A 14,041-nucleotide genomic window follows, 5' to 3' on the forward strand; every position below is an offset into this window, starting at 1 on the left:
CCTGATCCGGCTGCGCGCTAAAGCCACCCGCAACCGCCTCGACACGCTGGCGACCGAGGCGGCCCGACCCGACCTGGACGACCTCGACACCCGTCCGGTCGCAGACGTCGTCGCACTGCTCGTCGCCGCCGAGAAGGAGGCCCACGACGCCATCGCGGTGGCACTCCCGCAGATCACGGCGGCGGCCGAACGGATCGCCGAACGGCTTGATGCCGGCGGCCGGCTCATTTACGCCGGCGCCGGCACGCCCGGCCGACTCGGCGTACTTGACGCGGCCGAGTGCGGGCCGACCTTCGACACCGACCTCGTCCGTGGGGTGATCGCCGGCGGCCCGGCGGCGATCACGCATGCGATCGACGGGGCCGAAGACGTGTTCGACCCGGCCGATCTTGCGGACCTGACCGCGGTCGACGCCGTGGTCGGAATCACCGCATCCGGCCGCACGCCGTATGTGCTCGGCGCACTCGACCATGCCCGCAAGTCGGGTGCGCTGACCGTCGCGATCGTCAACAACGCCGGTAGCGAGGCCGCCGCCGACATCACGATCGAGCTGTTGACCGGACCCGAGGTGCTGGCCGGGTCCACCCGGCTGACCGCGGGGACGGCTCAAAAGGTGGTGCTCAACACGCTCTCGACGAGCGTGATGATCGCCCTGGGCAAGGTGTACGGACCACGGATGGTCGACGTGCGCGCGACCAACGCGAAGCTGCGCCGCCGCACGGTCCGGATCGTGCGCGATGCCGCCGGCGTCGACGAAGAAGCGGCCGGCGCCGCGTTGGCCGCCGCAGACGGTCACGCCAAGACGGCGATCGTCGCGCTGCTGGCCGGCGTAGGCCCGGCCGAAGCCGCGAACCGGCTGGAACGAGCGCGGGGCCGGGTGCGCGATGCGGTGGCTGGCAGGTGTGATGCGTAGGGCGATAGCGGCGGTCCTGCTCGCGTTCGTCGCGGCCTGTTCGCATGACAAGCCCGCGCACCCGGCAGCAACTGCCCCCACGCAGCCGACGCGGGTATTGAGCCCCAGCAGCGCGCCGCCGGCCAAGCCGCCCGAGACACCCACCCCACCCGCGTTCGCACCGGTCTCGAAGTTGATCGACGACGCGATCGCGGCGGAGAAGTTGCCCGGGGCTGTGCTCCAAATCGGGCACGGCGGCGAGATCGCTTTTCATCACGCGTACGGCGTACGCAGACTCGCCAGTGAACCCGGGTTGGATGGATCGCGGTCTCCTGCGGATCCGATGACCGAAGACACCATCTTCGACCTGGCGTCGCTGACGAAGATCCTGGCCACGGCCACGGCCGTCATGCAGTTTTTCGAACGGGGCATGGTCGCATTCGACGATCCGGTGCAGCAGTATCTGCCCGACTTCAACCCGGCGAACGATCCGCGGCGGGCGAAGGTGACGATTCGCATGTTGTTGACCCACACCTCGGGTGAGACCGGAGATGTCGAGCTCAAGGATCCGTGGGGACTCGAGCACACCGATAAGGCGGAAGGGCTGCACCGCGCGCTGACGACCCCGTTGGAGTCCGAACCCGGTACTGGCTTCCGCTACTCCGACATCAACTTCATCCTGCTCGGCGCGCTGGTGGAGAAGCTCAGCGGCGAGCCCGAAGACGTCTACGTTCAGCAGCAAGTATTCGAGCCGCTCGGCATGGCCGAGACTCGCTACCTGCCGGTGGCGAAAGCATGCGGTCCGCACACCGTTCGTGGGGCGGCGATCGGTTGGGCGCCGCTCTCTGGGTCGGTGGTCGACTGTCCAGCGGATTCCTGGTCCACCGATCTGTTGCCGCGTATCGCGCCGACGGCGCGCGACGAAGAGAGCAGAGCCGACCCCGCTAAGAATCCCGACATCGACCATCTGCTGTGGGGCACCGTGCACGACACGACGGCGCGGCGGATGGGTGGAGTGGCCGGGCATGCCGGCGTGTTCTCGACGGCACGCGATGTCGGTGTCTTCGCGCAGGCGCTGCTGGACCGGCTGGCGGGCCGGCAGAGCAGCTTCCCGTTGACGCAGGCGACGTTGCAGCTGATGACGTCGCCGCAGCAGCCCGGCCACACCGCTCAGCAGGTCGAGGCGGCCAACGCCGCTACCCGTGACGCCGTCGCCAAGAGACCGAACAGCAGGGATGCGCTGCTGGCTCCGCGGTATCCGGCGATCCCGGGGCAGAACCTGCGCGGCTTCGGCTGGGACATCGACACCGGCCAGTCCACGACCCGGGGCATGGTGTTTCCGATCGGCAGCTTCGGGCACACCGGCTTTACCGGGACCTCGGTGTGGATCGACCCGGCCTCCGATACCTACGTGGTCTTGCTGTCCAATTCGATCCACACGCGTGGCAGCCCACCGATGTCGAACCTGCGGGGCGAGGTCGCGACGACGGCGGCCCGTGCCCTGGGGCTCTGAACCGTCAGGGCCGTTCGAAGTGCTGATAGTCGGGCGTTCGCCAGTAGCCGCCCCACTGCCAGCCGCGATCGGTGAAGGCGCGCTCGGCCGGGTCTCCGTCGTGCAGCAGTCCCGGGTCGGTGCGGCCGCGGTCCAGGTAGACCGCCGCGTTCTGTGGTTCGAAGTAGCCGCTGGTGTACAGGCATGGGTTGATCAGGGGATTGATGTCGATGGCTCGGCCGTAGGCGTGGGGTGACCAGTCGCCGCTGCCGGGGATGCGTCGGCAATTGAACGCCGAGGTGTTGTTGTCTTCCATCGACAACTCGTCGTCGGCGTCCGAGTAGTTGTCGACGGTGCGCATCTTGTCGACGGGATATCCCAGCCGCTGCAGCTGGCCGAAGATGGCGATGACGTCGGGCACCAGGTCTTCGTGTACGACCAGGGCGCCGCGGTGGGTCTGGCCGTCGAAGCCGACATAGCCCACCTCGACGCGTCGCAATTGCTGGGGTTGCACGGGGCACTCCGGCCGCCAGGTCGTGCCGAGATCCGCGGCGGTGACCGGCTGCGCGGCCGCGGCAGCGGGCGGCCGCGACGCGCTGGGAGAGGAACTGAGTGAGGTAGCCGTGGTCACTGACGAGGACGTTGTCGATGCGGGCGGAGCCGCGGGTTGCGGTGCGGTGGCGCAATGGACTAGCGGCACCGCCGCTGCCAGCAGCCAGGCCGGCAGGGCGACGCGCCGCCGCAATGACATCAATTCAGATTCGCGGTCCCGGTCTCAGGTCAGGTCAGCACGAGCGCGGGGACGTCAGGCTTGTGGACGATTTCGTTGGGCACCTTGAATAGGTCGATCATGTTGCCGCCCATTACCTTTCGGATACCTTCGTCGTCCAGGCCGTGCTTTTCGAGGTCGTCGACCAGGTTGATCGGGTCGGACAATCCCTCCGGGTGCGGCCAGTCGGAGCCGAACATGACGCGATCGATGCCGCACAGGTCGGAGATCTTCTTGAAGTCGTCCTCCCAGAACGGCGCGACGTAGACGCAGCGCTTGAACGCCTGGATCGGGTCTTCGGGGAACTCTTGCGGCATCTTCGAGTAGACGCCCTTGAATTGGTAGAAGAGGTATGGCACCCAGGAGGCACCGTTCTCGACAGACAGGACGCGCAGGTTGGGGTTGCGGGTGAGCGCGCCGTGGCAAACTAGCGCGGCCATGGTGTCTTCGATGGGCCGCTTGCCCATTGCGACCATCCGGAACGCGGTGGGCTTGAACGGCTTGTATTCGTCGCCGGGCTCCCAGTCGTTGAGGTACTCGGCGTAGCCGCTGTCCGAGGCATGCATCGACACCGGGATGCCCGCCTTGACGCAGGCATCCCAGAATGGATCGAATTCGGGCAGTCCGAGCGAGCGGGTGCCGCGGTAGCCGGGCACCGGCGCGGGCCGGACCAGCACGGTCTTGGCGCCGCGCTGCAGACACCAGTCGAGTTCTTCGAGTGCGCGATCGACGATGGCCAGGTTGATCACCGGCGTGGAGAAGATGCGGTCCTCGTAGTTGAACTGCCAGGTCTCATACATCCACTGGTTCAGTCCGTGGATGATGTCCAGGATCAATTCCGGGTCGTCCTTGAGGCGTTCCTCGACCAGCGAGGCCAGCGTCGGGAACATCAGTGTGTAGTCCAGGCCGAGCGAGTCGAGAACCTCGAGACGTGCCGCGGGGTTGCGGAACGCCGGGATGGCCTTCATCGGCTTGCCCATCACCTCACGGAAGCTCTTGCCGCCGCTACCGTGCCGGAAGTACTCCTCTTGTGCCCCGGGCCGGGCGACAACCTCGAAAGTTGGGTTGGGGATGTAGTCGCTGACCACGTTGCGAACCATGATTTTGGTGCGGCCCCGGACGTCGATGTAGTCGATGACACCTTTGCGGTGCTCGGGCAGGAATTGAGTCAGCGCTTCCTTGGGCTCGTAGAAGTGGTTATCGGCGTCGAACACCGGGTAGGGAAGGTGGCGTGACGGCATGGCTGTCTCCTGGCAATATTGATGGCTCTGGTAATGAGATTACCACTTCTGTCCGCGATGCAACCCCGGTATTCGTCATGCTTCCGCTCGAATTGACTAGCCGAGAATGTCGTTACCGAAGCGGAAGCGATTCCGGCGTAATCTCAGCCGGCGGCCTGCAGGGTGATCTCGGAGATCTGGGTGCGGCTCCGACCGTTGGTGGTGCCCAGGGTTGAGATCCATACCAGCACGTTGGAGGTCTTGGTCTTGCTGCGCACTTCTATCCGGTTGGGCCCGGGCTGCAACGTGGTCGTCGGGCTGAGCTCGGTGGTGTCGGACAATTTGGCGGGCGACTCGGTGGGCGAGGAGCGGATCTGCACCTGGGTGCCGGTGCTGGGGACGTCGACCGTCACGACGCTCAACGCCGTCGGCTCGGACAGGTGCAGCATCAGGCCCATTCCAGAGATGAACTTCGGGAACGGGACGCTGTCCTGATAGGTGACCGTCGACCACGCGGTGTTCGGGTTTCCGTCGATCGCCAGCTTGGCGTCCTGCGGATTGTCGGGGGCGCCGTCGGGTGAGAACACGGTGGCGCTGACCGGCTTCACGATCGGTCCCGGACGCATAGGGGTGGCGAAGAAGTCGGTGAAATAGAAGACCGCGACGGCGGTCAGTGCGAGCACGGCGGCGACGGCAACGACGACGGAAATCCATGCACGCCGACGTTTCGGGGCCGCTCGGGGGGCGTCTTGCGCCGGCGGCCGGGGTTTCGTGCGGTCGGTAGCGGAGAGATTGACCACTTTGTCGGCATCGAGGGTCTCACCGTCCCAGACGCCGCTGACCTCGATCTCGTCGCCGTCCTCGAGGCGACCGCCCAGATCGGTCGGCATCTCGACCGGAAGGGGAGCACGGCGGGAACCCGGCAGGTCGTGCTGGACGATCTGGAACGTCAGGACCCCGACCTGATCGTGGCCACCGACCGCGCTCTGCTGCACGCGGCGAGCGGTGCCCTGGACGACGACACGCTCGAGCGGCTGGGTGTGCGGACGTTCCGCGCGGCGGCTGCTCTGCAGCGCCTGGGCGAACTCGACGCAACTGGGGTACCGGTCCTCGGGGTGTTTGGCCAGCGCGCGCGCCAACACTGCGTCCAGATGCGCGAGTTCGGGCCGGCGTTCCGATATCCGCGGTGGCGGCGTGCTCAGGTGGTGGCTGACCACGACGGCGCGGTTGGAGTCCTGGAACGGTGGCGCGCCGGTGAGCAGGTGAAACGCCGTGGCTGCCAGTGCGTACTGATCCGCCCGGCCGTCCAACTGCTTGCCCAGGAGTTGTTCGGGCGCCACGTAGCTGATGGTTCCCATCGCGACGTTGGCGTCGGTGAGGTTGCTGACGTCGTCGATCCGGCGCGCGATGCCGAAGTCCGTCAGCAGCACCCTGCGCCGGCCGCCGTTGGCCGCTGTCACCAGAATGTTCTCCGGCTTGACGTCGCGGTGCAGCAGCAGCCGCTCGTGACCGAAGTCCAGTGCCTCGGCCACCGCCGCCACAATCTCGGCGACATCGTGTTCCGGCATGCCCTCGGGGTAGTTCTCCCGGATGAGCCGTCCCGCGTCGGTGCCGTCGACGTACTCCATCGATATCCACAGGCGGCCGTCGAACTCGCCGCGGTCCAGGACGGTCACGATGTGCGGGTGCCACAGCGTGGCGGCCAGTTCGGCTTCCCGATTGAACCTGGCCCGGAACTCCACGTCGGCGGTGGCGGCCAGGGACAGCACCTTGATGGCGTCGTGCCGGGGGAGGCGAGGGTGTTGGGCGAGGTACACCTCGCCCATGCCCCCAGCACCGAGCAGGCGCTCGATGGTGTAGCCAGCGAAAACCTCGCCGTTGTTCAACGGCATGACCAAAAGCCTACAAACCGTTGCGGCTATGCGTCCGGCCCGGTTTCCAGCAGCCGTAGCGGGTGCAGGCCGTCGACGGCGCCGACGAACGGCGGATGGATGCTGTAGCCGATCATGCGCCGGATGTCCTCGGAGACCGTCCGGGCGATATCGCGCGAAATCGACAGCGTGAACGCTTCCATCGGTCGCAGCCAGGGTTGACAGTATTGGGCGGTGACCGCGAGACGGTCCCGGCTGGTGGTGTTGGCCCCGCCGCCGTGCCACAGAGTGCCCACGAAGAAGACGCATGACCCGGCGGGCATCTGCACCCCGACCGCGCGGTCGTCCGGGCCGGGTCGGCGTTTACCCCAGCGGTGGCTGCCGGGATAGAGCACCGTGGCGCCGTTGTCCGCGGTGAAGTCGTCGATCGCCCAGATCGTCGCGGCGGCGAGCGGTTCGCGTGGCCGCGGGATAGGGTAGAAGCCGTCGTCGTGGTGCGCCAGCTGCGCGGTCTCGCCGGGCTGGATGTTGATCGCCTGCAACGCCGACAGCAGGTAGTTGGGCATCAGCAGCCGATCCAGGCAGGCCAGCACCCGCGGATGGTCGGCGAGCCGGTCGCAGACCCGGGTCCTGCTCAACACGCTATAGATGCGCTGGGTACACCGACCCTCGAAGGAATTGCGTCCGGTATGCCCCAGCCGCGGGGCCACTACCGCCCGAATCTGCTCGCAATGATCGGCCTGCAGCAGGTTCTCCCAGATGACATAGCCGTCGCGGTCGAGAGCCGCCAGGTCGGCTTCCACGACCGCATCGTCGACTGAGCTGCCGCCGCTTGGCGTTCGCTTGTAGCGCTCCGCCAGATCGCCGCGCAGGTCCTCGAGCGTGGTGACGTGTTCGTCGTCGATCGTCATTGGCCAGTCCTACGTCGCAAGCAACTCCGAGGATTTCCTTCCCGTGTCCACACTAAGCCTGACTACGCGCTGGCGTGGCCCGTCGCCTCGATCAACAGATCATCCAGCCGCCGCGCCAGGTTCCACCCTTGGTAGACGGCGAAGTGAATCACCAGTTCCTCCAACTCGTTTCGGTTCATGTCACCGAGCTGAAGCGCGGCGTGCAGGTGCTCGGCCACCTCTTCGTCGATCGCGTTGGAGGCTGCGCCGCAGATGCTGATGATGCGCCGGTCGCGGCGGCTGAGGTACTTCTCCCGGTTCCACACCTCGCCGTAGAGATAGTCCAGCCGGGCGCGGGCCTGGAACTCCGTCGCGGAGGTCGGTGGCGGGTGGCCGTGGACCTGCTGGTAGGTCGCGACGCCACGCCGCCGGCGGGCGTTGTCGTCGACGGGCGCCGCCCACAGCTCGAAATCGTTGGGCACCAACGATTGTCCAGTTTCCTCCTGGATCTTGTGGGCGGCCATCATGCCGTACATCTGCAGCACCGATGCTTTGGGCCAGCCGGCTTGCGTGCCGAAGTGCAGGACGAACTCGTCGAATTCCGGGTAGGCGATGTCCCCACTCTTCAACGCGGCGTAGACATGCGTCTCGATGGGGACGATCGCCCCCGCCGTCCCCACGCAGGTCAGGGTTATCCAACGGCGGTCCCTGGGCGTGAGGACGCCGCGGCGCCACATCTCGCCGAAGACGAATCCGATCACCCCTGATTCGATGTAGGCGCCGCTGGGCTCGGGGCTCGGGGTGGTCATGATGTGCTCGTACTCGGCACGCGCGACCGCCTGCCGCTCTTCGCGAGTTGTCCACTCCGGCACGGCAAATCCTTCCTTCGAAGCGGCTGTCAAAGCCGCATGATCCAGCCGCCGTCGACCGAGATGGTCTGCCCGTTGATCCAGTCACCCGCCGGCGAGCACAGCAGCAGCATGGTGCCGATCAGGTCGGCCGGCGGCCCTGAGGTCTTGCCAGGGATCTGAGCGCCGAGGATCTCGCGGAACGGCGAATCCTTGGGCAGGCTGGCGTATCCGCTGTTGCTGGCAACCAGACCGGGCGCGATGCCGTTGACGTTGATGCCACGTGACCCGAGCTCGGTGGCGAGGTTGCAGGTCAGGCCGTGCAGAGCGTACTTCGACACGCCGTAGATGCCGCCCGGCATGAAGGCGCCGGCCGACAAACCGTTGACGATCCGCCCGCCGCCGCGCTGGGTCATCGACTCGATGACCGCCTGGGTGCACACCAGCGGCCCGCGCAGGTTCACATTGAGCACCCGGTCCCAGTCCGGTATCGGCATGTTCGACAGGCCGAAGGGCGGCAGATCGGTCATCACCGCGGCGTTGTTGATCAGGATGTCGATGCCGCCGAACGCCCCCACCGCTGCGGCCGCCATCGCCGCGGCCGACTCCGGCGAGGTTACGTCCAGGTGCACGGCAATCGCCGAAAATCCTTCGCGCGCAAGCATATCGACACAACGCCGAGCCGCGCCGAGGTCGATGTCGGCGATAGCCACCGCCGCTCCGGCTGCGCAGAGCGCCGTGGTGTACGCCTTGCCGATGTCGCCGGCGCCTCCGGTGACTACAGCGACCTTGCCGGTGAGGTCGAACAGTTGCGTCACATCCATTCGAGCATTAAGCACTCCTTGACCAATGAAGTCAAGTGCCTTAGTAATAAGAAAGATGTCTTAGATAGTTGTGCGCGCCTGGGCCCGGAGGACCGAACGATGACCGTTGACCTGACCATTCCCACGGTGCATCTGCACATTGGCGACGAGGCGCGAACACAAGGTTCCGGCGGCGTGCACGAGCACGTGTTCCCGGCGACCGGTCAGATCCAGGGGACGGTTCCGTTGGCCGGTCCCGACGACGTCGACGCCGCCGTGCGGGCCGCGCACGCCGCGTACCCGAACTGGCGGGCCTGGCGGCCTGCCCAGCGAGCGCGCGTCCTACGCCGGCTCGGTGAGCTGATGGAACGCGACGCCGACGAAATAGCCCGCTTGTCGGTGCTGGACAACGGGATGTCGGCGACCATGAGCCGGCCGCTGGTCGACATCATGGCGAACTGGACGTCGTATTACGCCGGTTGGGCTGACAAGATCGAAGGGCGGGTCACGTCGTTCCCGGCCAACCAGCGCGAGCTGGCCTACGCAATGCCCGAACCGTACGGCGTAATCGGCATCATCCTCACCTGGAACGGCCCGGTCGTTTCGATCGGCATGAAACTCATCCCAGCACTGGCCGCCGGCAACACCGTGGTGATGAAACCCTCCGAGCTGACGCCGTATGCCACCGAGCATTTGATGGGCCTAGTCAAGGAGGCCGGAATTCCGCCTGGCGTAGTAAATCTCGTGCTCGGCGGACCCGACACAGGTGACGCGCTGGTTCGCCACCCGCTGGTGCAGAAGGTCAGCTTCACCGGCGGGCCCGTGACGGCCCGCAAGATCCTGGCCGCCTGCGCCGAGTCACTCAAACCGGCCATCCTGGAACTCGGCGGCAAGTCCGCCAATGTGCTGTTTCCCGACGCCGACTTGGACACCGCGGTGGCGGTCAACGCGTTCAGTGTGCTGGGCACGCTGGCCGGCCAGGGCTGTGCGATCCCGTCGCGGATGATCGTGCACGACGACATCTACGACGATGTCGTCGCGCGGGTGCTGGCGGTCGTCGGCGGGATGCGTTGCGGTGACCCGTTCGATCCGGCGGCCGTGATCAGTCCGGTGGTGAGCCGCGCGGCCCAGCAACGGATTTTGGCCATGATCGAGCGGGCCCAGGCCGACGGCGCAAAGCTGCTGATCGGCGGCCGGGCTCCCAGCCACCTGCCCGACGGCTTCTTCGTCGAGCCGACAGTGCTTGGCGACGTCGACCCGGATTCCGAGCTCGGACAGGTTGAAGTGTTCGGCCCGGTGCTCTCACTGTTGCGGTTCGATACCGAGGAGCAGGCGATCGCGATCGCGAACTGCACCGACTACGGCCTGGCCTCCTACGTCTACACCAGGGACGTGGACCGGATACAGCGGATGGTGACCGCGCTGCGAGCCGGCGGGGTGTACGTGAACGGGGCCAGCCCAGTGGTGGGCTGCGAACTCGCGTTCGGCGGCGTCGGCATCTCAGGCTTCGGCAGGGAAGGCGGCGAGGAAGGCCTGTTCGAGTTCCTACGCACCAAGGCGGTAGGGATCGCATGAGCAGGCCGCTCGAACTGGGCGGCGCCGTGGCCGTGCTGACCGGCGCTGGCAGTGGCATCGGTCGCGCAACCGCGCTGGAGTTCGCCCGCCGCGGCGCATCTGTAGTGGTCAGTGACCTGTCACCGGACCGCGTCACCGAGGTGGTCGAACAGCTTCAGGCGCTGGGTCGGCCGGTGACCGGGTTACCCGTCGACGTTACCGCCGAAGCCGACCTGGTGCGGCTGCGCGACGCCGCCCTCGGCCGGTTCGGCCGCGTCGACGTGGTGATGAACAATGTCGGAGTGCTCGCGATCGGTGCCCCGGAAACCCTGCCAGACGAGGCATGGAGCCGCACCCTCGATGTCAACCTATTAAGCATCGCCCGCAGCAACCGGGTGTTTCTGCCGGGACTGATCGCCCAGGGCAGCGGTCATCTGGTCAACACCGCATCGGCCTCCGGCCTGCTCAGCTACGGCTTCGACCGGCTGCCCTACCTTGCCTCCAAGCACGCGATCGTTGGCGTCTCCGAAGCGCTGGCGACCTATCTCGGACCGAAAGGTATTGGCGTGACCTGTCTTTGCCCCTCCGGTGTGATTACAAACATCCTCGAGGGCATCACCGCCTACGGGGATGCGCCGGCGACACCCCGCGCCCCGGCGCACCAGATCGTCAGCGCGGAGGATGTCGCGACGCTCGCCGCCGATGCGGTCGAGCAGGGCCGATTTCTGGTCCTGACCGCACCCGAGGTGCGCGACGCCCTGCTCGAACGGGCCACCGACATCGAGGCCTACCTGCGGGCAGGAATTGAGGCGCAATCATGACCACGCCGCGAATCGGCTTCGTGGGCCTGGGATCTCAGGGCGGCCCGATGGCTCGCAGGATCATCGAAGACGGGTTTCCTACGACGCTGTGGGCGCGCCGGCCGGAGTCGCTGAGGCCCTTTGACGGCAGCGGCGCAGACTACGCTGCGGACCGCCGTGCACTCGGTGCCGCCTCGGATGTGTTGTGCCTCTGCGTGGTCGGAGATGCCGACGTCGACCAGGTGTTGCGCGGCGACGACGGGGCGTTGGCGACGATGGCGGCGGGGGGCATCGTCGTGATCCACAGCACGGTGCATCCCCAAACTTGCCGTCGATTGCAAAAAGATTATCCCACAATACATTTCGTCGACGCGCCGGTCTCCGGCGGCGGCCACCAGGCTGCCGCCAAATCGCTGCTGGTGATGGTGGGCGGCGAAGACGAGGCGATCGCGCGGTGCCGGCCGGTGCTGGACACGTTCGCCAACCCGGTGGTGCGGCTCGGCGCGTTGGGTGCGGGCCAAGCCGCCAAGCTGCTGAACAACTCGCTGTTCACCGCTCAGCTCGGCCTGGCGGCCAGCACCTTCGCGCTCGCACGTGACCTCGGGGTCGACCTGGACGCGCTGACCGCGATCTTGTCTGCCGGCAGTGCCCGCAGCTACGCCGCGGAGATAGTCGCCAACTCGGACTACAACCTCTCGGTGATAGCAGAGCTGGCCGGAACACTGCTGGCCAAGGACGTCGGGATCCTCACCGACGTGGTCGGGGACGACGCGCCAGAGCTGCTCAAGATGGCGACCGCCACCATCGCCGCCATGCATTCGAACGAGCCCACCCGTGCGCGATGATCTGTCGGTGAGCACCCGGACACCGCCGGCGACGGCGCTGCAGCTGCTGGTGGCGGCCGAGCGGCTGTTCGCCGAACACGGCCTGGCCGGAGTGTCGCTGCGGCAGATCTCGATGGAAGCGGGCTCGTCGAACAACTCCGCGATCCGCTACCACTTCGGTTCCAAAGACGAACTGCTGCGCGCGATCTTCGCTTACCGGCTGGGCGACCTGACGCAACGCCGCGCCCTACTCAAGGCCAGGGCCAACCCCGACGACCTGCGGGCGCAGCTCGAGGCGCACATCCTTCCGCTGCTGGAATTGGCCGAGTCGCCCGACAGCTCCTACGTGTCGTTCGTCGAACAGCTGCAGCGTGCGGGCGCGGTCGAGGTCTTCGTGCACCAGGAGAACGCGATGAAGTCCCAGGATGAGTTCGGTTCGGTGCTGCGCCGGCTGCTGGCGCACCTGCCGGAGCCGGCGCGTGCCTTGCGAATCCAGCAGGTCCAGGACCTCGGGGTGCACCTGGCCGCCGAACGTGAGCGTGCGGTCGGCCGCGGCGACGCCGTCGTCCCGTTCGCGTTGTTCGTCAGCGGGGTCGTCGATGGCCTGGCGGGCTTCTTGGGGGCTCCGGCGTCCGCGGAGACCGAGCAGCTGATCGCCCGCGAAACCGCGACGCACTGACCCATGCGCCGACGGGAACAAACCGCCGGTCGTGCGCGACTATAGAGACGTGTACTGCGAGGTGGCCCGCGAAGCGCTCTCGGCGCGGCTCGACGGTGAACGGGAGCCGGTCCCGGCGGCCCGGGTCGACGAGCATCTCGAGGAATGCGCCGAGTGCCGCGCGTGGCTCGAGCAGGTGCAGAGCCAGGCCGACGAACTTAGCCTGATGCTGCAGTCGCGGCCCGTCATCGCCCCACTCGCCCCGCTTGACCTTGGGCCGGTACCGCCTCGCCGGCGCGTCCGGCTCAGTGGGCTGCGCTGGGCGCTGCTAGTCGTCGGCATCGCGCAGGTCGCGCTGTCCACCGTGCAGGGGCTGGGCCTCGATCTCGGTCTGACCCACGATCACGGCATGGGCTCGGCCCACCATCTGCTCAACGAGTCGACCGCATGGTCGATGGCGCTGGGCGTAATCATGGTCGGCGCGGCCCTCTGGCCGGCCGCCGCGGCCGGCCTCGCTGGTGTCCTGACGGTGTTTGTTGCCGTACTGGCCATCTATGTCGTCGTCGACGCCATGTCCGGAGCGGTCACCCTCACCCGGATCGGCACCCACATACCGGTGCTGATCGGCGCCGTGCTGGCCACCCTAGTGTGGCGGCGCACCACCGCCCCGCCCCCGGACGGGGCGGCCGCAGAACCCGATATTGTGTTGCCGCCCAATGCATCTCGCGGTCGGCGACGCGGTCACCTATGGCCGACGGACGGCTCCGCGGCCTAGCATTTCTCCCGGGTTCGTTCTTAACCGACTTCCTTAGCCGACTTCGTCGGTTGCCTGAGCAGCTTGCAGCAGATCGCTGCGGGCCCGCGCCACCCTGGACCGGATGGTGCCGATCGGGCAGCCTCCGACCTCGGCTGCCTCGGCGTAGGACAGGCCCAACACCTGGGTCAGCACGAAGGCCTCCCGGCGTTCGGGGTCCAGTGCGTCGAGCAGCATCCGGATCTCCACGACGTTCTCGATCCGGCTGGCGTACCGCCCCTGGCTCAGCGCGTCGTCGAGATCGCGGACCTGCGTGGTGCGGGGTCTGCTGCTGTTGTGCCGAATCTGGTCGACGACCACCCGCCGTGCGATCGACAGCAGCCAGGTCCGCGCGGTGGATCGGCCACTGAACCGCGGTAGCGACCGGATCGCCCGCAGAAAGGTCTCCTGGGTCAGATCGTCGGCGCTGCCCGGGTCGGCCAGGTAGGCCACCGTGCGCCACACGTCGCGCTGGGTGGCCGCGATGAACTGCGACAGCGCGGCCTGGTCACCCCGCCCCGCAGCTTTCGCAAGCTGCGTGATCAGGTCCTCCTCGCCCATCGCGCCTGTTCCCACGGATACTGAGGGTAGGCCATGGACGGCTGGAACTTATCGCCAGCCCGCAAC

The 14,041-nt window shown here is 67.2% G+C and carries 14 protein-coding genes; 7 read left to right on the forward strand and 7 right to left on the reverse strand.

All coding sequences use genetic code 11. The features are described from left to right. Nucleotides 1–10 precede the first annotated feature (10 nt). Nucleotides 11–913, forward strand: a complete 903-nt coding sequence (gene murQ, locus H0P51_RS29195) for an N-acetylmuramic acid 6-phosphate etherase (protein WP_425489028.1) — start codon at nucleotides 11–13, stop codon at nucleotides 911–913. Continuing rightward, a complete protein-coding gene (locus tag H0P51_RS07645) occupies nucleotides 906–2,405 on the forward strand; it encodes a serine hydrolase domain-containing protein (protein WP_180917359.1) in 1,500 nt (499 codons plus the stop codon). Before murQ ends, H0P51_RS07645 begins: the two co-directional genes overlap by 8 nt. A gap of 4 nt (nucleotides 2,406–2,409) precedes the next feature. Here H0P51_RS07645 and H0P51_RS07650 read toward each other — a convergent pair whose 3' ends face one another. The 6 genes from H0P51_RS07650 to H0P51_RS07675 form a co-directional block, all read right to left on the reverse strand. Further along, nucleotides 2,410–3,135, reverse strand: coding sequence for a M15 family metallopeptidase (locus H0P51_RS07650; protein ID WP_180917360.1), 726 nt, complete (start codon nucleotides 3,133–3,135; stop codon nucleotides 2,410–2,412). Between the two features lie 29 nt (nucleotides 3,136–3,164). Further along, a complete protein-coding gene (locus tag H0P51_RS07655) occupies nucleotides 3,165–4,394 on the reverse strand; it encodes an amidohydrolase family protein (protein ID WP_180917361.1) in 1,230 nt (409 codons plus the stop codon). 143 nt (nucleotides 4,395–4,537) lie between these two features. Further along, the gene (locus tag H0P51_RS07660; RefSeq protein ID WP_180917362.1) at nucleotides 4,538–6,265 is read right to left on the reverse strand and encodes a serine/threonine-protein kinase; all 1,728 of its coding nucleotides are present in this window, start codon (nucleotides 6,263–6,265) and stop codon (nucleotides 4,538–4,540) included. A gap of 26 nt (nucleotides 6,266–6,291) precedes the next feature. Continuing rightward, complete coding sequence (locus H0P51_RS07665) at nucleotides 6,292–7,155, reverse strand: phytanoyl-CoA dioxygenase family protein (protein WP_180917363.1); 864 nt, start codon at nucleotides 7,153–7,155, stop codon at nucleotides 6,292–6,294. A gap of 62 nt (nucleotides 7,156–7,217) precedes the next feature. Beyond that, nucleotides 7,218–8,006 carry a carboxymuconolactone decarboxylase family protein gene (locus H0P51_RS07670; protein WP_180917364.1) on the reverse strand — a complete coding sequence of 263 codons (789 nt, stop codon included), beginning with the start codon at nucleotides 8,004–8,006 and terminating at the stop codon, nucleotides 7,218–7,220. 26 nt (nucleotides 8,007–8,032) lie between these two features. Next, complete coding sequence (locus tag H0P51_RS07675; protein ID WP_180917365.1) at nucleotides 8,033–8,806, reverse strand: SDR family oxidoreductase; 774 nt, start codon at nucleotides 8,804–8,806, stop codon at nucleotides 8,033–8,035. 99 nt (nucleotides 8,807–8,905) lie between these two features. Here H0P51_RS07675 and H0P51_RS07680 point away from each other — a divergent pair, with 99 nt between their 5' ends. From H0P51_RS07680 to H0P51_RS07700, 5 genes are read left to right on the forward strand one after another with little or no spacing between them, the layout of a single operon-like run. Beyond that, nucleotides 8,906–10,360 carry an aldehyde dehydrogenase family protein gene (locus tag H0P51_RS07680; protein ID WP_180917366.1) on the forward strand — a complete coding sequence of 485 codons (1,455 nt, stop codon included), beginning with the start codon at nucleotides 8,906–8,908 and terminating at the stop codon, nucleotides 10,358–10,360. Further along, nucleotides 10,357–11,160, forward strand: coding sequence for an SDR family oxidoreductase (locus tag H0P51_RS07685; protein WP_180917367.1), 804 nt, complete (start codon nucleotides 10,357–10,359; stop codon nucleotides 11,158–11,160). The genes H0P51_RS07680 and H0P51_RS07685 overlap by 4 nt, the downstream gene beginning before the upstream one ends. Continuing rightward, nucleotides 11,157–11,984 carry an NAD(P)-dependent oxidoreductase gene (locus H0P51_RS07690; protein ID WP_180917368.1) on the forward strand — a complete coding sequence of 276 codons (828 nt, stop codon included), beginning with the start codon at nucleotides 11,157–11,159 and terminating at the stop codon, nucleotides 11,982–11,984. The genes H0P51_RS07685 and H0P51_RS07690 overlap by 4 nt, the downstream gene beginning before the upstream one ends. Before the next feature lie 7 nt (nucleotides 11,985–11,991). Then, nucleotides 11,992–12,642 carry a TetR/AcrR family transcriptional regulator gene (locus H0P51_RS07695; protein WP_213016730.1) on the forward strand — a complete coding sequence of 217 codons (651 nt, stop codon included), beginning with the start codon at nucleotides 11,992–11,994 and terminating at the stop codon, nucleotides 12,640–12,642. Nucleotides 12,643–12,691: 49 nt separating this feature from the next. Continuing rightward, on the forward strand, nucleotides 12,692–13,396 hold the full coding sequence (locus tag H0P51_RS07700) for a zf-HC2 domain-containing protein (protein ID WP_180918811.1): 705 nt from the start codon (nucleotides 12,692–12,694) through the stop codon (nucleotides 13,394–13,396). A gap of 33 nt (nucleotides 13,397–13,429) precedes the next feature. Here H0P51_RS07700 and sigC read toward each other — a convergent pair whose 3' ends face one another. Next, nucleotides 13,430–13,975 (reverse strand): RNA polymerase sigma factor SigC, encoded by a 546-nt coding sequence (sigC, locus tag H0P51_RS07705; protein WP_180918812.1) that lies wholly within the window; start codon nucleotides 13,973–13,975, stop codon nucleotides 13,430–13,432. Between the last annotated feature and the right edge of the window lie 66 nt (nucleotides 13,976–14,041).

This window comes from Mycobacterium vicinigordonae (assembly GCF_013466425.1).
Taxonomy (GTDB): domain Bacteria; phylum Actinomycetota; class Actinomycetes; order Mycobacteriales; family Mycobacteriaceae; genus Mycobacterium; species Mycobacterium vicinigordonae.